Annotated in this window: 18 protein-coding genes; 4 read left to right on the top strand and 14 right to left on the bottom strand. The window is 64.6% G+C overall.

The features are described from left to right. Nucleotides 1-29: 29 nt before the first annotated feature. The 5 genes from ASR47_RS21045 to ASR47_RS21025 all read right to left on the bottom strand — a co-directional run bounded on the left by ASR47_RS21045 (nt 30) and on the right by ASR47_RS21025 (nt 3,965). Entirely contained in the window at nt 30-2,252 is a 2,223-nt protein-coding gene (locus ASR47_RS21045; protein WP_065309753.1) for a methyl-accepting chemotaxis protein, read from the bottom strand. Next, nucleotides 2,252-2,893, bottom strand: coding sequence for a chemotaxis protein CheW (locus tag ASR47_RS21040; RefSeq protein WP_082989076.1), 642 nt, complete (start codon nt 2,891-2,893; stop codon nt 2,252-2,254). The genes ASR47_RS21045 and ASR47_RS21040 overlap by 1 nt, the downstream gene beginning before the upstream one ends. Before the next feature lie 3 nt (nt 2,894-2,896). Further along, nucleotides 2,897-3,262, bottom strand: coding sequence for a response regulator transcription factor (locus ASR47_RS21035; RefSeq protein ID WP_065309752.1), 366 nt, complete (start codon nt 3,260-3,262; stop codon nt 2,897-2,899). Between the two features lie 32 nt (nt 3,263-3,294). After that, nucleotides 3,295-3,702, bottom strand: coding sequence for a response regulator (locus ASR47_RS21030; RefSeq protein WP_082989075.1), 408 nt, complete (start codon nt 3,700-3,702; stop codon nt 3,295-3,297). 110 nt (nt 3,703-3,812) lie between these two features. Further along, nucleotides 3,813-3,965, bottom strand: a complete 153-nt coding sequence (locus ASR47_RS21025) for a rubredoxin (RefSeq protein WP_038488910.1) — start codon at nt 3,963-3,965, stop codon at nt 3,813-3,815. Between the two features lie 96 nt (nt 3,966-4,061). Here ASR47_RS21025 and thiD point away from each other — a divergent pair, with 96 nt between their 5' ends. The 3 genes from thiD to ASR47_RS21010 all read left to right on the top strand — a co-directional run bounded on the left by thiD (nt 4,062) and on the right by ASR47_RS21010 (nt 7,885). Beyond that, nucleotides 4,062-4,922 (top strand): bifunctional hydroxymethylpyrimidine kinase/phosphomethylpyrimidine kinase, encoded by an 861-nt coding sequence (gene thiD / locus ASR47_RS21020; RefSeq protein WP_065309751.1) that lies wholly within the window; start codon nt 4,062-4,064, stop codon nt 4,920-4,922. Nucleotides 4,923-4,959: 37 nt separating this feature from the next. Further along, nucleotides 4,960-6,246 carry a glutamate-1-semialdehyde 2,1-aminomutase gene (gene hemL, locus ASR47_RS21015; protein ID WP_065309750.1) on the top strand — a complete coding sequence of 429 codons (1,287 nt, stop codon included), beginning with the start codon at nt 4,960-4,962 and terminating at the stop codon, nt 6,244-6,246. 94 nt (nt 6,247-6,340) lie between these two features. Continuing rightward, entirely contained in the window at nt 6,341-7,885 is a 1,545-nt protein-coding gene (locus tag ASR47_RS21010; protein ID WP_065309749.1) for an FGGY-family carbohydrate kinase, read from the top strand. A gap of 1 nt (nt 7,886) precedes the next feature. Here the strand turns inward: ASR47_RS21010 and ASR47_RS21005 are convergent, their stop codons facing one another. From ASR47_RS21005 to ASR47_RS20990, 4 genes are all read right to left on the bottom strand, one after another. Then, nucleotides 7,887-8,753, bottom strand: a complete 867-nt coding sequence (locus tag ASR47_RS21005) for a hypothetical protein (RefSeq protein WP_150127907.1) — start codon at nt 8,751-8,753, stop codon at nt 7,887-7,889. A 7-nt stretch (nt 8,754-8,760) separates the two neighbouring features. Further along, a complete protein-coding gene (locus ASR47_RS21000) occupies nt 8,761-9,450 on the bottom strand; it encodes a hypothetical protein (protein WP_082989074.1) in 690 nt (229 codons plus the stop codon). Between the two features lie 13 nt (nt 9,451-9,463). Further along, nucleotides 9,464-9,796, bottom strand: a complete 333-nt coding sequence (locus ASR47_RS20995) for a hypothetical protein (protein WP_150127906.1) — start codon at nt 9,794-9,796, stop codon at nt 9,464-9,466. Nucleotides 9,797-10,162: 366 nt separating this feature from the next. Next, complete coding sequence (locus ASR47_RS20990; protein ID WP_065309745.1) at nt 10,163-10,867, bottom strand: HAD-IA family hydrolase; 705 nt, start codon at nt 10,865-10,867, stop codon at nt 10,163-10,165. A 135-nt stretch (nt 10,868-11,002) separates the two neighbouring features. Between ASR47_RS20990 and ASR47_RS20985 the strand changes: the two genes are divergently transcribed. Continuing rightward, on the top strand, nt 11,003-11,488 hold the full coding sequence (locus tag ASR47_RS20985) for a nuclear transport factor 2 family protein (RefSeq protein WP_065309744.1): 486 nt from the start codon (nt 11,003-11,005) through the stop codon (nt 11,486-11,488). Between the two features lie 24 nt (nt 11,489-11,512). Here the strand turns inward: ASR47_RS20985 and corA are convergent, their stop codons facing one another. The 5 genes from corA to ASR47_RS20960 all read right to left on the bottom strand — a co-directional run bounded on the left by corA (nt 11,513) and on the right by ASR47_RS20960 (nt 17,589). After that, nucleotides 11,513-12,478 carry a magnesium/cobalt transporter CorA gene (corA, locus tag ASR47_RS20980; protein WP_065309743.1) on the bottom strand — a complete coding sequence of 322 codons (966 nt, stop codon included), beginning with the start codon at nt 12,476-12,478 and terminating at the stop codon, nt 11,513-11,515. A gap of 192 nt (nt 12,479-12,670) precedes the next feature. Further along, entirely contained in the window at nt 12,671-13,405 is a 735-nt protein-coding gene (gene mtgA / locus ASR47_RS20975; RefSeq protein WP_065309742.1) for a monofunctional biosynthetic peptidoglycan transglycosylase, read from the bottom strand. Continuing rightward, entirely contained in the window at nt 13,402-14,244 is an 843-nt protein-coding gene (aroE, locus tag ASR47_RS20970; RefSeq protein WP_065309741.1) for a shikimate dehydrogenase, read from the bottom strand. The genes mtgA and aroE overlap by 4 nt, the downstream gene beginning before the upstream one ends. Continuing rightward, nucleotides 14,241-15,128: a TonB family protein gene (locus ASR47_RS20965; protein WP_065309740.1), complete on the bottom strand. Its 888-nt coding sequence runs from the start codon at nt 15,126-15,128 to the stop codon at nt 14,241-14,243. The genes aroE and ASR47_RS20965 overlap by 4 nt, the downstream gene beginning before the upstream one ends. A 409-nt stretch (nt 15,129-15,537) precedes the next feature. Further along, on the bottom strand, nt 15,538-17,589 hold the full coding sequence (locus ASR47_RS20960; protein WP_065309739.1) for a ribonuclease catalytic domain-containing protein: 2,052 nt from the start codon (nt 17,587-17,589) through the stop codon (nt 15,538-15,540). Nucleotides 17,590-17,591: the final 2 nt, after the last annotated feature.

Below are 17,591 nucleotides of genomic sequence, written 5' to 3'. Positions count from 1 at the left end.
GCAAAAATCGGCACGCGCCGGGTGCTGGCTCAGGCGGCGACGCGGAAGCGCGACACCGAGTTTTTCAGCTCCTGCGCCAGCAGCGACAGTTTGTGGATCGACTGCGCCGTCTGCTGCGTGCCATCCTGGGTCTGTTCCGTCACGCTCAGGATATGCTGGATGTTCAGGGCCACGCCGCTGGCCGAACCGGCTTGCGTGCCGGTGGCAAACGACATGCCCTGGATCAGTTCGGCCAGGTGTTTCGACACCTGGCTGATATCGTTCAGGGCCGCGCCGGCCGCGTCGGACAAATGCGCCCCTTCGACCACGCCCTGGGTCGATTTTTCCATCGCCCGCGTCGCATCCTGGGTATCGGCCTGGATGGTGCGCACCAGCGCGCCGATCTGCTTGGCCGCGCCGGCCGAGCGCTCGGCCAGGCGCTGCACCTCTTCGGCCACCACCGAAAAGCCGCGCCCCGCTTCGCCCGCCGATGCGGCCTGGATGGCGGCGTTCAGCGCCAGCACATTGGTCTGCTCGGTGATGTCGGAAATGAGTTCGGTGATCTCGCCGATTTCCTGCGACGACTCGCCCAGGCGCTTGATGCGCTTGGACGTTTCCTGGATCTGGTCGCGGATTTCATGCATGCCCTTGATGGCGTTTTCCACCGCCGTCGAGCCTTGCAGGGCGGCCGCCACCGACTGGCGCGCCACGTCGGCCGACACGCTGGCCGACTTCGACACTTCCGTGATCGCATTGGCCATTTTCACCACCGTCGCGCTGACGCCCTGGATTTCGCGCGACTGCTGCTGCGAGGCGATCAGCAGTTTGCTGGAAATGCTCTGCGCCTGGGTCGAGGCGCGGTTGACCTGTTCGGCCGTGGCCGTTACCCGCCCCACCAGGCCGCGCAATTCCTCGACCGTGTAGTTGACCGAATCGGCGATCGCGCCGGTGATGTCTTCCGACACCGTGGCCTGCACCGTCAGGTCGCCATCGGCCACTTTTTGCAGCTCGTTCATCAGGCGCAAAATGGCGGCCTGGTTCTGGTCGTTCTGCGCCTTGGCCGCCGCTTCTTTTTCCTGCGCCAGCAGGCGGCGGATCTCGGCTTCCTGGCGCCGCCGCTCGGCGTCGCGCGTGCGGTTGACGGAGTCCTGCAGCAGCACGCGGCCCATGCCGGCGGCCGCCACCAGGGTCAGCAGCACGCCGCCCACCATCAGCCAGAAGGCGGCGCCCAGGGTGTCCTGGTTCGCATGGTACAACTGCTGCAGCAGGGTCAGGCGCTGGCGCAGGTCTTCGTTTTCACTGAAGATCAGCTGCTCGGCACTCTTGGCGGCGCTGAATTTGTCGAGGCCGTCGAGCAGGGACGAGACCAGTTTTTGATAGCTGTCGAAGCCGGCCTTCAGCGCCAGCAGCTGCTCGCGCAATTGTGGATCGCGCGTGGGCGCCAGCTGCAAGGTGGCGCTGCCATTGAGCAGGCCGTCGACGGCGGCGCGGAAATAAGTGGTATCGCGGCCCAGCGCAAAGGCGGTTTCCGAACTGATGCTGCCGGAGCCGATAAAGCCGCTGGCGCTGCGGCTCATGCGCTGGGTCAGCATCATCAGCCGGCCGATCACGGCCAGCTCGCGCCCGCTGCCGCCGCGCTGCACTTTCAACGCGGCGATTTCCTCGCTCTGCGCCAGCAGCGCCGGCGTGCGCGCATTCAACTGCTGCAAGGTGTGATCGAACTGGCCCAGCTCGGCCTTCAGGCGCAAGATGGTGCCGGCGGCGCGGTCGCTGCTGGCCCATTTTTTGCGCGCGTCGGCCACCGCCGCCAGCAGGCTGGCGCGCGACTCGCCGATGTCGCGGCCATGATACGTCCCGCCGCGCACCATCAGGCGAAAATCCTGGTTCAGCTCATTGCGGCTTTCTTCCAGCTGGCGAAACGCTTCCGGATTGCCCTGCACCGCGTTCGGCGCGGCCTTGCCCAGGCGCTGCGAATGCATCAGCGCGTCGCCGGCCAGCTGCGTCTGCGCCGAGGCGATATTGCTGCTGCGCGTGTTGAGGGTGACGAACAGCAGGCTGGCGGCCAGGCTCAGGGCCAGCACGGTGGTCAGCAGCGACAGCTGCTTTTGCAGCGGCAGATGGCCGATCAGCGGCAGTTTCAGGTCGGCCGCCGGCGCGCTGGCCAGCGTCTTGCGCCGGCCCAGCGCGTCGCGCAGGCGCAGCGGCAGTTCGTCCGGCGAGACAGTCGCGGCAGGCATGGCGCCGTCGGCCAGGATCGAAGAATGGTCGCCCATCAGCGCAGTTCCTTGTGATTGTGAGCGAGGTGGGGGCCGGCGGTGGTGCCGGCAAGGGCGCTGGCAAAGCCGGCATCGAGAAAGCGTTCGGCCTGCGCCAGCTGCGCCAGGTCCAGCCGCAGCCAATGTTGTTGTTCACTGTCGCGCAGGGCGCGCGCGGCCCATGGAAACGGCGCCATCTCGGGCGGCGTGGCCGCGGCCAGCATGCCGCGCTGCTGGCGCAGGCCCAGCACGCGTTCGACCAGCACCGCGCAATCGAGCCCCAGGCGCGGCGCAAAGGTAATCAACCGGCTCTCGCCGTGCAGGCCGCAGGCCGGCTGGCCCATGTAGCGCGCCAGGTCGATGATGGCCGTCAGGCGCCCGCGCATCGCCGCCAGGCCGAGGTACCAGTCCTGTGCCAGCGGCACGCCTTGCACCTGCAGGCCGGCCGGAATCACGATCTCGCCCAGTTGCGTGAGGTCGAGCAGGCAGTGCCGCCCGCCCAGCCGCACGCCCAGATCCTTGCGCCCGGCCAGCGCGCCGCTGCGGGCAGCCTGCACCCGTTCGTGCAGCTGCAGCTGGTACTGGCGCAAACGGCCGTGCCGCGCGCCGCCTTCAAAAGGGGGCGACGCGGAGGCGCTGATGCCGGGCGTGATCCGCATCGGTCAGGACAATGCCGCAATCCTGGCCAGCAGGTCCGCTTCGGCCACCGGCTTGATCAGGTAATCGCGCGCGCCCTGGCGCAGGCCCCAGATGCGGTCGGTTTCCTGGCTCTTGCTGGAACAGATAATCACCGGCACATCGGCCAGTTCGGGGTCGCGGGCGATGGCGCGCGTGATCTGGAAACCGTTCGCGCCCGGCATCACCACGTCCATCAGGATCAGGTCGGGCCGGTTCTGCTTGAGCTGGGCCAGCGCGTCGGCGCCGTCTTCGGCGGTCGATACCGCATAGCCGGCGCGCACCAGCATCTCGCTCAGGTAGTAGCGTTCCGTCGGCGAGTCATCGACGATCAGAATGGTTTGTATGGACATCAGCTTCCTTGCTGTATTGGTTAATAACGGCGCTACAGCGGCAACGCCCCGGCGGCCAGGTGCTGCCGCACGGCCGCCAGCAGCGCCTCGCGCGCCAGCGGCTTGGCCAGGCAGGCGCTGGCGCCGGCCAGGCTGCCGCGCGCGCGGTCGAACAGGCCTTCTTTCGACGACAGCATCAGCACCGGCGTGGCGCGAAAGCCGGCGCTGGCGCGTATCAGCGCGCAAGTGCGGTAGCCATCGAGGCGCGGCATCACCACGTCGCACACCACCAGCGCTGGCCTGCAGTCGTCCAGCTTGGCCAGCGCATCGAAGCCATCGTCGGCCAGCACCACCCGGTAGCCGGCATCGCGCAGGAAACCGGCCACGCAGCTGCGCATGGTGGCGCTGTCGTCGATCACCAGGATGGTGACGGCGCTGGCGTCGGATATGAGGCTGCTCACGGCTGGTTCAGTTTGATGATTCGATCATTCCGCATACCATAGCATAGGCAGTGGCAAGCTGCCGCGCAGCCGCCGCCGTGGCACCAGGATGGACTATCGCACAAGGTTATTTAAATGGCCACCATCTCGAAATCGTCCTTGCGCGCGCCGCATTCCGGGCAGGTCCAGTTCATTGGCACATCGGCCCAACGCGTGCCGGGAGCGATGTCTTCGTCTGGCAGGCCGGCCGCTTCATCATAAACCCAGCCGCAAATAAGACACATCCACGTTTGGAATTGCTGCGTTGTTTCGTTGCTACTCACGTTCCGCCACCCTTCAATCAAGTAAAATGCTGAATTAGGTATCTTAATCTACCCGCCGTGCAAAACCAAACTTCTCCCCTCATATTAAGCTTCGGCGTGTCCGATCCCGTCGGCGCGATCGGCATCCAGGCCGACCTGGCGACCTTTGCCTCGTTCGGCTGCCATGGTCTTTCTGTCACCACCGGCCTGTTGATCAGCGATACGGCCCGCGTCGAAGACGTGCAGGCGGTCGACCCGGACTGGGTTTCCGACCAGGCCCGCGTGCTGCTCGAAGACATGTCGGTGGCCGCCATCAAGATCGGTGCGCTGGGCAGCGTGGAAAACGTCACGGCGATCGCCGAAATCGTCTCCGACTACCCCGACGTGCCCTTGATACTGGACCCCTTCGTTTCGGCGCTGCCGGAACAGGGCATGGACGACGAAGACATCCTCACCGCCGTGCGCCAGCTCCTGATCCCGCAAACGACCCTGCTGGTGCTGTCGCCGGTGGAACTGGAGCGCCTGGCCGAAACCTGGCGCGACAGCGACCCGTCCGACACCTTGCAGAACGACGTCGACTACCTGGTCGCTTTGGGCTGCGAATACGTGCTGGTGACGTGCATGCCGGCCGACGCCGGCAAGGGCGGCAGCGGCGACGGCAAGCTGCGCGCCAACACCCTGTTCGGCGAAGACGGCGTGGTGCGCCATGATGTATGGCGCCACCTGCCCGGCATCTTCAACGGCGCCGGCAGCACCCTGTCAGCGGCGGCCACGGCGCTGCTGGCGCTGGATCAGGGCGGGGGCGGCGGCGATATCGACAGCGACGTGCAGCAGGCGGTGGTGGCGGCCCAGGAATACACGGCCGGCGCGCTGAAGCATGCGCGGCGCTTCGGCATGGGCAAGCTGGTGCCGAACCGCCTGTTCAGGGCCGGCGCCTGACGCCTGGCCACCCATACACTCCATACAAGGCACTCTCATGACGACTACGCAAAACGACACCCTGTTCGCCCGCGCCCAGAAAACCACGCCGGGCGGCGTCAACTCACCTGTTCGCGCCTTCCGCTCGGTGGGCGGCACGCCACGCTTCATCACGCGCGCCGAAGGCCCGTATTTCTGGGATGCCGACGGCAAGCGCTATATCGACTATATCGGCTCGTGGGGCCCGGCCATCCTTGGCCACGCCCACCCCGAGGTGGTAAAAGCGGTGCAGGACGCGGCCGCGCTGGGCCTGTCGTTCGGCGCGCCGACCGAAGGCGAAATCCTGATGGCCGAGGAAATCACGCGCCTGGTGCCGTCGATCGAACAGGTGCGCCTGGTCTCGTCGGGCACGGAAGCGACCATGAGCGCGCTGCGCCTGGCGCGCGGCGCCACCGGACGCGACAAGATCGTCAAGTTCGAAGGCTGCTACCACGGCCATGCCGATTCCCTGCTGGTGAAAGCGGGCAGCGGCCTGCTCACCTTCGGCAACCCGACCTCGGCCGGCGTGCCCGAAGATTTTGTGAAGCACACCCTGGTGCTCGATTACAACAACGTCGAGCAGATGAAAGACGCCTTCGACAGTTTTGGCAGCGAGATCGCCTGCGTGATCGTCGAACCGGTGGCCGGCAACATGAACCTGGTCAAAGCCACGCCCGAATTTTTGCAGGCGATGCGCGAGCTGTGCACGCAGCACGGCGCGCTGCTCATTTTCGATGAAGTCATGTGCGGTTTCCGCGTGGCGCTGGGCGGCGCGCAGGCGCTGTACAACATCAAGCCGGACCTGACCGCCCTCGGCAAGGTGATCGGCGGCGGCATGCCGGTGGCGGCCTTTGGCGGCAGCGCCGCGCTGATGCACCATATGGCGCCGCTGGGTGCCGTCTACCAGGCCGGCACGCTGTCGGGCAACCCGGTGGCGGTGGCCGCCGGCATGACGACATTGAAACTGATACAGCAGCCGGGCTTTTATGAACAGCTGGGCGCCACCGCGCAGCGCCTGGCCGATGGCCTGACCGCCGCCGCAAAGGAAGCCGGCGTGGAGTTTTGCGCCGACGCCATCGGCGGCATGTTCGGCATCTATTTCAGCGCCACGCCGCCGACCAGCTACGCCGAAATGATGGCCGGCGACCGCAGCAAGTTCAACGCCTTCTTCCACGCCATGCTCGACGAAGGCGTGTACTTTGCACCAGCCGCCTTCGAGGCGGGCTTTGTCTCGGCGCAGCACGACGACGCCGTGATCGACGCCACCATCGCCGCGGCGCGCAAGGTGTTTGCGCAATTGAAGTAAGCTTTCCCAGCCTGTTCGCGGCGGCCGTCCTGGCCGCCGCGCACCATTTTCCATCGCGCTCCTGCTATATTCATGCAATAAAAAAGGAGACTGCATGGACTATGTCATCGGTGTCGATATCGGCACGCAAAGCACCAAAGCCTTATTGGTTGACAGCACGGGCGCCATCGTCGCCCAGCACGCGCACGGCTACCAGGTCGATACGCCCAAGCCCTTGTGGGCCGAACAGTGGCCCGATGTCTGGTATCAGGCCGTCATCGACTGCGTGCGCGAGGTCGTGTCCAAAGGCGGCGTGCCCGCCGCGCAGATCAAGGCCATCTGCGTGAGCAGCCTGTATGGCGGCTCCGGCATCCCCGTCGACGAGGCCATGCAGCCGCTGCACCCCTGCCTGATCTGGATGGACCGCCGCGCCACCGATGAAGTGGACTGGGTCAAGCGGCAGATCGATCTCGAACGCCTGCACGCCATCACCAGCAACGGCGTCGACAGCTATTACGGCTACACCAAGATGCTGTGGCTGAAAAACCACCAGGCCGCCGTCTGGGAACGCACACGCTACCTGCTGCCGCCGAACAGCTATATCAACTACCTGCTGTGCGGCGAAGTGGCGGTCGACCATAGTTCGGCCGGCAATATCGGCGGCGTGTACGACATGGCCGCGCGCGGCTGGTCGGCCGAGATGCTGGCGGCGCTGGGCATCCCGGCGCGCATGATGCCCAAGCGCCTGGTCGACTCGTCCGAAGTGGTCGGCGCCCTGCTGCCACACGTGGCCGAACAGCTGGGCCTTGCGGCCGGAACAAAGGTGGTGGCCGGCGGCGTCGATGCGGCCGTGGCCACGCTGGCGGCGGGCGTGAGCCGCGCCGGCCAGCATGTGGCCATGATCGGCACCAGCATGTGCTGGGGCACCATCCGCCAGCACGCCGACGCCAGCCATGGCCTGATCAGCATGCCGCACGTGTTCAACAGCCAGCACGATCTCTACGTGTTTGGCGGCGCGATCACGGCCGGCGCTTCGGTCAGCTGGTTTCGCGACGCCTTCTGCCAGGCCGATATCGACGACGCCCAACGGCAGGGCTATGCCGATGTGCACCAGCTGATGGAAGAAAACGCCGCCAGGGTGCCGGCCGGCGCGGACGGCGTGCTGTTCCTGCCCTACCTGATGGGCGAGCGCAGCCCGATCTGGGACGCCGGGGCCAGCGGGGCCTTCCTGGGCCTGAACCTGTACCACGGCCGCGCCCATCTGTACCGCGCCGTGCTCGAAGGCGTGAGCTTTGCGCTGAAACACAATATCGACGCCGGCAGCCAGGGCGCGGCCACCCTGGACGACAAACTGATCGTCGTCGGCGGCGCCGCGCACTCGCCGCTGTGGATGCAGATCATCGCCGACATCACCGGCTACCAGGTCTACACGATCGCCGAAAACGTCGAGGCGGCCCTGGGCGCGGCCTTGCTGGCGGCGCTGGGCACGGGATTGATCTCGCGCGAGACGGCGCAGCAGGGCTGGGTCACGCTGGTGCCGCGCAGCAGGCCGCAGCCGGACGCCAGCGCCACCTACCGGCGCGTGTTCGGCGTGTATCGCGATGCCTATCCGGCCTTGCAATCGCTGATGCACCGTTTGCGGCCGGACCGGCAACAGTAGCTCATGGCGCGCCGGTACAGGCCGGGTCCGCGCCCGGCGCGGAGACGGGAACCGACATCAGCGAGCCGCGCAAATTGCTGATCAGCGCCCGTCCGCACTGTTCGGACAGCACCTGGGCACGCTCGGCGGCTTCCTTGCGGCCTTCGTGATAGCGCACCGTCCTGAAAGCGCCCAGGTCGGCGGGCGCATCGCCGCCGCTGTAGGCCTGCTGCAATGCGATCTCGAGCGACAGCGCCAGCAAGGCGGCGCTCTGTTCCTGCAACTGGCGGCCCTGCTGCGCATTCCAGTTGCTTTCCAGGTCGGCATGCGTGCTGGCGCGCGACACCACGCGCACGGTGTTGCGGTAGGCCGCCTGCTTCGGTGCGCCCGGCGCATGCACGGCAATGGCGTTATCGAGCACCAGCGCGCTCTGGTCCTGCGTCATGGCGAACAGCGGCGTGCTTTCGACGATCCAGCCCGACTCGTCCTGGTCAGGAAAGGCGATCAGGCGCGGCGTGCTGCCAGGCGCCAGGCGCGCCAGCGCCTGCGCCATCAAGGTGTCGTGGCGCATGGCGCCCAGCACGGGCAGATAAGGCAGCAGCACCTTGTCGGCCGCCAGTTCGATCTCGCTTTTCTGCTTTTCCAGGCCGCTGTTGATCACCAGGCTGTGGGCCGCCAGCGCCGCCGCGAACCCGGCGATGCCGGGCATCATGTAGGTGGTACCCGATGCGCCCTTGCCGGCCTTGTCGAAATTGGCCAGGCCGCGAAAGGCCACCGCCTGCTGCTGCGGCAGGCGCAAGGACCAGGCCGCTGGCAGCGCCTGCCGCTGCGCCAGCGCGCCGCCGCACAGCGAGCAGGCGAGCACGGCAAATACGACTGTTTTCAGCATCGCCATCTCAATACAAGGGTTTGCGCAAGACATCGCGCGCACCTTCAATGGCCTGGAAATAGGCATTGCTCAAACCGGGATAAGCGGGCGCTTCGTCCCAATTGCCGGTAGCGCTCCTGAGCTGGCGCAGCGCCCGGTACCAGTCATACGCGTGATCTTCCAGGTTGACGATATAGCCGGCGCCGGCCACCAGGCCCTGCGGGTCGCCAGCCGGAATATAGCTGTTGTAGTTACGGTTGACGCCGATCTTGGTCAGATGAATCACCAGCAGCTTGTCGAGCCGGTATTGCCGGCCCAGCGCCGAAAAATCCTTTCTGGCGCCGCCCGGCTGGCTGCCCTGGCGTTCGGGCAAGGCATCGATATCAAGTGCTTCGGCGATGACGATCACCTGGTGCCCTTTTTTGCGCAGCAATACCGCGAGGTCCTCCTTGATGCTCAGCAGGTCCTCGGTCGGCAAGGTGCGCACATGCGCCGTCAGCGCGGTATTGGAGACGGTCACGGCGGCGATGCACAGCAAACAGCCGGCGCCAGGAAAATGCGTGTCCGCTGTCGGCACGGTGCTCATGGCCACGCCGATGCGCACCGGCCGGGACGACAAGGTGCTGGCCGACAGCGGCACGGCCGCCTGTTTTGGCGCCGCGCAGGCGCCAAGCAGCGCGGCACAGCACAAGACCACCAGTGTGGCGCGCGCTACCATGGCTGGCCCGCGCCTAGTGATGAACAGCCGAATGGCTGGTCGAGGAGCCAGCCCCCCCCGAACTGGCCACGCCAATGGCGATGGCGATGGCGGTGCCGATGCCCACCATCATCGTCGTACTGATCCCCGTCGTGGCGACAGCGCCAGCCGTCGTCACCGGCGCCTTGCTGGCCGAATCTCGCATGCCGACCACAGTCTGGTCATCATCCTTTTCCTCTTCGTCGGCGCTCTTGTCGGGCGCCGGCGCAGGTGCCACCGCAGGCACGGATGCGGGCGGCGACGTCTGCGCCATCGCATGCAATGGCATCGTGGCCAGCAACGCAGTCAGTAATAAAGCTCTTTTCATGGCATAACTCCTAATATGAACCTGACAATTTTTTAGTCGGATGACAACGAAATTGTCGTATCAAAATATCGTGACGGTTCAGTCCCCATGAGAGCGACACAAAAAGCATGGATTCCTGCTTGAAAATTGAGCTCAATCTCGTCGGATCAGCTCTTTTTCCAAGCGGAATTTCGCTATCGACAGCGCCTGTTCATGGGGCTGAACAGTTACCATCATTACAACTCAAACCAGCTGCTTGGCACATCACCCATTTGTGGGATGGAAAGGCGGAGATCTTGCTATATGGAACAATCAGTGCGCCTGTTTTCAACAGCGCAACCCATGCAGGCCAGGGAGACTTTTTGGGCTACCGGCGCAAAGCCGGGGTCAACCCCGGATCTGCGCTACCAACGCCGGCAGCTTGCTCATATCGCTGAACACATGGGCAGCCCCAGCCGCCTTGAGGCGGGCTTCCTGCCCCTCGGCGATATGGCCGCCGCCGATAAAGCCCAGTACCGTCATGCCGGCGGCCACGGCGGCGGTCACGCCGGTGACGCTGTCTTCCAGCACCAGGCATTGGCCTGGCGGCACGCCGAAGCCGGCAGCCGCCGCCAGGTACAGGCCCGGATGCGGTTTGGCGTGGCCGACCAGGTCGGGCGTGAAGTAGCGGCCGCCGAACAGGTCGACCATGCCGGTACGGGTCAAGGCGGCGTGCACGCGCGCGCTGACGCTGTTCGAGGCGACGGCTTTCGGCAGGCCGATGGCGGCCAGCGCCTGGGCCACACCGGGCACGGCGCTCAATTGTTCATCGCAGCGCAGGTTGACGCCATGGGCAATCGCCAGCAGTTCTTCTTCCGGCAACGGCGGCAAGCCCAGTTCGGCGTAGATATCGCGCATCAGCGGCACCAGGCGCAGGCCCAGGCGCGGTTCGATCAGTCCTTGCAAGGTCACGCCTTCAGGCAAGTCCGCCAGGCGCGGCGCCAGCAGGTCGAGCAGCGCCTGCAGGGCCACGGCTTCGCTGTCGATCAGCACGCCATCGCAGTCGCTGATCAGATGGGTGTACGGGGATTCGGTGGTAATGGTGTCCGGCATGCGTGCTCCAGTGAGGGCGCCATCGGCTGGCAAGGGCGTGGAAGGGTGGGCAAGCAAACTGTTGCTTTTATCCAAATGAAGGCATACTCCAGCTTGTCCTGATCGTTTGCATCAGACCCAACCGGAAGCCATGCCATGAAACACAACAGCTTGCAGAACCCGCGATTATCCCTGATTTCCTTTGTTGCCGCGTTTGCCGGTGCCACCGTTGCGCTGCCTGCCCTGGCCGACGACCCGGCCGACGTGCTGAACCTGGTGCGCCAGCATGTGGCGGCGCAGACCGGGTTCGACGTGCCGAAGCTGGCGGCGCTGACGGCCGACAATTATGTGGAAGTGTCGCCGCTGGGCGAAGTCGATACGCGCGACAAGATGCTGGCCTTCTATGCGCCGGAAAAAAAGACCGCCACGCCGGTGATCACGGTCGAGGAACCGCTGGTGCGCGTAAGCGGCGGCACGGCCGTCCTGATCGGCAAGCTGGCGATCTCGGTCAACGCCGGCGGCCTATCGCGCCAGATGGCCATGCGCGCCAGCTATGTGGCGGTCAGGGAGGGAACGGTGTGGAAACTGATGTCGGCGCAATATACGGCGATAGCGCCGAAACGCCCGGCCCAGCCAGAATAGGAAAAGGGCCGCAAGGCCCTTTGTTCATTTCAACCAGCCCCGGTGGCGGAAGTACAGGAACGGCGCAATCGCGCTGGTAATCATCAGGCCCCAGGCCCACGGATAGCCAAAGGTCCATTCCAGTTCCGGCAAGAACTTGAAGTTCATGCCGTACACGCTGGCGATCAGGGTCGGTGGCAGGAAGGCCACGCTGGCCACCGAGAAGATCTTGATGATCTTGTTCTGGTTGATGTTGATGAAACCGACGGTGGCGTCCATCAGGAAGTTGATCTTGTCGAACAGGAAGGAAGTGTGGCCATCGAGCGATTCGATATCGCGCAAGATCTGCCGCGCCTCCTCGAACTGCTCGGAATTGAGCAAGCGGCCGCGCATCAGAAAGCTGACGGCGCGGCGCGTATCCATCATGTTGCGGCGTATGCGGCCATTCAAGTCTTCCTCGTGGGCAATCGCGTTCAGCGCTTCGGCCGCGTGGGCGTCGGTAAATTCCTTTTGCAGCACGCGCGTGCTGACTTCTTCCAGGTTCTGGTAGATGCCTTCGAGCACATCGGCCGAATATTCGGCGTCGGTGGCGTACAGGTCCAGCAGCACGTCCATGTAGTCGGCGATCGAGCCTGGCCGCGAACGGGCGCGCATGCGCACCAGGCGGAACACGGGCAGGTCGTCCGTATGCATCGAAAACAGGATCTTGCGGGCCAGAATGAAGGCGACCGTGATCACGCGCGACGGGCCGTCGTCCTCTTCCAGCAGAAAATCGGTGCGCAGGTGCAAGTCGCCGTTTTCCGCTTCGTAGTAGCGGGCCGACGCCTCGATATCCTTGACTTCGTCTTCACCCGGCAGGGTGACGTTGTAGGTGGCCTTGACCCAGGCCCGTTCATCGTCGGTCGGGTCGGTCAGGTCGACCCACACCGGTTCGGCATTTTCGAGGTCTGCGCGGCTGTCGATCGGCACCTGGTTGAGCCGGCCATTCTGTAATACAAAGACATTGATCATGCGCGCTCTCAGCCGGATGTGGGGTTATCGTGTCAGGTGTGGCGCTGGCGCCAGAAATCAAAACAGCGCAAGTGTACTCGCAAAGCCCTTTTCACGACCACCCCCGCGCCTGCCTTTTTCACCGAAATAGTGCGGCGCAGCATCCATACCACGCTGTCTTCCTGACATGTTTATGCATTTGAACACACTGCATCACTGTGGCAACTCGGCCGCCCCCATGCGCCGCAAGATCACGCCGGTGCGCCGGTTCAGGTAGCCGGTATCGCGGTGGCTGTCGTAATAGCGCGGATTGGGCAGCATCACGGCCAGCCTGGCCGCCTGGCCCGCGCTCAGCCTGGCCGCGCTGGTGCGGTAGTAATGGCGCGCCGCCGCCTCGGCGCCAAAGGTGCCGCGGCCGAACTCCACCACATTGAGGTAGATTTCAAAGATGCGCTGCTTGTCCATCAGGCTTTCCAGCATATAAGTGATGATCAGTTCCTGGCCCTTGCGCACATAGCTGCGCGAGCCGGACAGGAACAGATTCTTCGCCAGCTGCTGGGTAATGGTCGAACCGCCGGCCACCACCTTCTGCTTCTTGCTGTTTTTCTCGTACGCCTTTTGCAGGGCATCCCAGTCGATGCCTTCGTGCTCGGAAAAGTTCGCGTCTTCCGAAGCGATGATGGCGCGTTTCAGGTTGTTCGAGATACGCTCGTACGGCACCCAGGTCTGCTGGATGACGGCGTTCGGATTTTTTTCCTGCAAGCTCGACAATTGCTCGCGCATAAAGGCCGTGCTGCTCGGGTTATGGTCGACCCACCACCATATCTGCAAGAAGAAATACAGCTGCACCACGATAAAAGCCAGCACCGGCACGATAAACAGCCATTTGATCCAGCCATAGCGGCTGGCAGACGCGCCCTTGCGCGCGCCCTTCTTGCCCGCCTTCACAGGGCGCCGCGCAGCAGCGCCAGCAAGTCCTGCGTGGCGGGCCGCACGCCACGCCATACAAAGAAGGCTTCAGCGGCCTGTTCGACCAGCATGCCCAGGCCATCGCGCACCTGCGCGCCCTGCTGCGCGGCAAACTCCATGAACACGGTCGGCGCGGCGCCATACATCATGTCCAGCGCCAGCGTGTGGCTGCCAAACACGGTGGCCGGCACCGGCGGCAAGTCGCCGGCCAGGCTGGCCGAGGTGGCGTTGATGACGATATCGAAGACGCCCTCGGGCTGCTCGAAGCCGCCCGCGCGCAAGGCGATATCGCCGGCGCCGGCCTGCTGGAATTGTTCAAGCAGCTTGGCTGCCGTGGCCACAGTGCGGTTGGCAACAAACAGTTCTTGTGGCTGCTCCTGCAGCAGCGGCAGCACCACGCCGCGCGCGGCGCCGCCGGCGCCCAGCAGCAGCACGCGCTTGCCCCGGATGGCGACGCCGGCATTGCGCAGGATGTCGGCCACCAGGCCGGCGCCATCGGTGTTGTCGCCAAGAATCTCCTCGCCATCGAAACGCAGGGTATTGACCGCCCCGGCCGCTTTTGCGCGCGGCGTCAGTTCGGTCGCCAGCGCGCAGGCGTCGAGCTTGAACGGCACCGTCACATTGGCCCCCTTGCCGCCTTCGGCCGCAAAGCCGCGCGCCGCCAGCGCAAAGCCGTCGAGCGGCGCCAGCCGGCGTTCATAGACGATGGCCTCGCCCGTCTGCCCGGCAAAGGCGGCGTGGATGGCGGGGGATTTGCTATGCGCAATCGGATTGCCGAACACGCAATAGGCGTCAGGCTGGATGGTGGCAGTGCTCAATTGCCGCCGCCTGTCAGGTTAGCTTCCATTTTTTCTTCGCGGGTAAATTTGAATCGGGTAATGACGACCCACAGGTCGTCCTTGTCGCTCGACAGCATGTTCGGCGGAAAACGCCCGAACGGCGCCGCGCGGCGCACGATGGCGAGCGCCGCCGCATCGAGCGCTGGATTGCCCGAGCTTTTCTCGACGCGGATGCCGCCTTCCTTCTGGTAAATCGTACCGTCCTGGAAGATCGGGATATACACGACCAGTTCGCCATACATCTTGCGGCCATTTTTTTGCGGGAAATTCAGCGTACCGATATCCTCGATGCGCTTTTGCAAGGTCTTGTAATACATGGCATAGCCGACCTCCTGCGTACTGGGCGTAATGAAGGTCTTGCGCGGCCGCTTGTTCTGGTCTTCCACGGTCTGGCTGATCTCGGCCGCCATGCGCGCGATCGCCTTGCTGCTCTCCAGCAAATCCGAACCGGTCGCCGTCGGCTTGGGCTTGTCTTTTTCCGTGACGGGCGCGGCGCTGTAGGGCGTGGCCTTCTGCGCCTGGGTCAGCAGTTCCTGCTGCTTCTGTTCCAGTTCGGCGATGCGGCGCGCGCTGGCCTTGGCGCTGTCGCCCTCCTCCACCTTGCGCATGTCCGGCAGCGGCGACTTGGCGCGCCCCTTGTCGGCCTGCCCGCCCCCGTCGAGATTAGCTTGCGCCAGCGCCTCGGCCTTCAACGGCTGGGCCGCATGCTTGGCGTTGACCAGGATCACTTCCAGGCCAGGATCGGTGGCCACGGCGCGCTGCGGCGCCGGCGCGACAAAGCGCACCGCCAGCAAGGTGGCATGCACCAGCAGCGAGGCGCCGATGGCGATGGCCAGGAAACGATGTTGTTGAAGTAGCTTCACGCGGGCAGCAGGTCCGTGACGTCGGGAAATGGTGAATTTTACGTCAAAGCGGTGCGGCGACCGTCGATTTTTGTGCGGGGTGGGCGGAAAGCGGCCGGCCACGCCAGCAATTCATTGTACGTCCGACAAAAGGTCAGCCAGCCAAATTGTTCAGCCGTGCCGCATATCTTGATGAATTGATGAATATATACGGCTGCCTGATGGTGCTGGCCGACTGGTTATTGCCCGGTCAGGGCCGGCAAAGACATGGCGGCGCAGCTCATCGGGCAAACCCGTTTCCACGCGCCAGCCACCATGGTCAAACACCGGCAGGGGCAAGCCGCGCCCGATCGAGCGGGCGCTCAGCCAGGCACACGGCAGTTGAGGATCAAGCATCCGGGGGCGTCTCACCGACCGTGCCACGCAGCCCTTATTTTGCCACGTCCGACGTTTCCGCCGTCACTTCGGCCATTTCCACCTCGGCCGCAGGGTTGGCAGGCTCGACAGCATCCCCCTCGGCAACGGCATCGGCGCCCTCCTCTTCCTCATAGTCCTGGCCGGCCGCGTCGTCAGGCGCGGCGGCAATTTCCAGCAGGCGCGCTTCGATGCTCAGATCGACTTCATCCCAGCGCAGCAGGTCCAGCTTGACCTGCGCGCCGCGCGCCACGGCCGGCATGCCCGGCAGCTTGATCACCAGCGGAATGTCGACCAGGCGCAGGATCTCGTCTTTCAGCACCACCGCGTCGACCTGGCGCGCGTCTTCCTGCGCCAGCCAGCGCAAGCACCAGTAGCGTTCCATGTTCGACTGGAAGTCGCCATAGGCCGCGTAGGCCGCGTCAAAGGCAGAAACGATGGCGAACAGATTGGCGTCGCGCGGCTTGAACGGCGCGACCAGCGGGGCGGTGACGCCATGCTCGGCGCAGGCAATGATCTGCCATTGATTGACCAGGTCGGTGTAGCGGCGCAGCGGCGACGTGCTCCACGCGTATTGATCGACGCCCAGGCCCTGGTGTGGCGCGGCATGGGTGACCATGCGCACCTGCATCTTTGCCGCCCAGCCATTGCCGGTACCGCCGCCCTGGCTGCGGTAGATGCCTGGCACGCCATGGTCATGCAGCATCTTGCCCCAGGTACTGTTGGCAAAGATCATCAGTTCGGCAACGATCTTGTCGAGCGGCGCGCCACGCTTGCGGCGCACCACGCTGACGATATCGTTTTCCACATAGAAATTGAAATCGACGCGGTTGTTCTGTTCGGGTTTCAGGCCAAACCCTTCGCGCTTTTTCATGCGGCCCTGTTCCAGCTGCTGGGCCCACTGCCACAGCACGGCAAAGTCGGCCTTGTGCGGATACTCGCCCTCGCCGCTGGCCAGGGTTTCCTCGTTGACCACGTCGTCGAGCTGGTTGTGGCGCAGGTTGCTGGCGATAGGCACCATTTCGGCGCGGGTGTCCGTGCTGATCACGGCCCAGTCGGCTTTCGGGTCCAGGGTGGCGTACAGCGACAGCGCCGGGCAGGTCGTGCCCTCGGCCAGCGTAAAGGCGTTGACGATTTCGTCGGGCAGCATGGTGATCTTGTCGCCCGGCATATACACGGTCGACATGCGCTGGCGCGCCATCTTGTCGATCGCGTCGTCGGGACGGATACCCAGGCCCGGCGCGGCGATATGGATGCCGACCTTGACGGTGCCATCAGGCAAAGGCTGCACCGAGAACGCATCGTCGATCTCGGTGGTGGTCACGTCATCGATGGAAAACGCCGCCACCTCGGCCACCGGCAGCCTGGCCGTGACGGACGGCACCGGCACATTGGGGAAACCGGCGCCTTTCGGGAAGTTTTCAAACAAGAACTTCGACAGATGCAGGTCTTTCGGCGTGGCGACGCCGCCGGTGGCCAGCATCAGCCGCGGCGCACTCGTGTGCAGTTCAGTGCAGGCCGCTTCCAGCGCCTTGTATTCGATGGTGTTCTTGTCGGGCTTGAACAGCAGTTGCAGCACCATCGGCTGCATGGCGGCCGGCAAGCGGTTTTGCCTGAGCTCGTCGACATAGCCGGCCTGCACCAGCGCCTGCTGCTTTTTCTTTTCGATGCCGGCCAAGGCAGCCTTCAGCGACGCCTCTGGCGCGGCCTTGTAGCGGCCACGGCCCTTCTTGTAGAAATACACGGGCGCGGTATGCAGCGACAATATCAGGCCGGCCGCCTCGAACGGCAATGGGGCATGGCCGAAATACTCGGCGCCCAGCTCGGCAAAGCCGAACTCCTCTTCGCCCGCCACTTCCCACAGGAAATCGAGATCGATCTCGGCGGAAACACCTTTCGCCTGCTCCAGCAATTCGGCTGGCGCCGGCTTTTCATATTGCAGCAGCACATCTTTTACCTTGACCTTGGTGCGCTTGCCGCTGGCCATTTCAACCTGGTACGCCTCGCCCGCCTGCGACAGGACCGTGCCGACCTTGAAATCGCCGGATTCTTCAAAAAATAGATTCATTA

This window comes from Janthinobacterium psychrotolerans (genome assembly GCF_001677885.1).
Classification (GTDB): Bacteria; Pseudomonadota; Gammaproteobacteria; order Burkholderiales; family Burkholderiaceae_D; genus Janthinobacterium; species Janthinobacterium psychrotolerans.
This window is presented reverse-complemented; position numbering and strand designations above follow the sequence as displayed.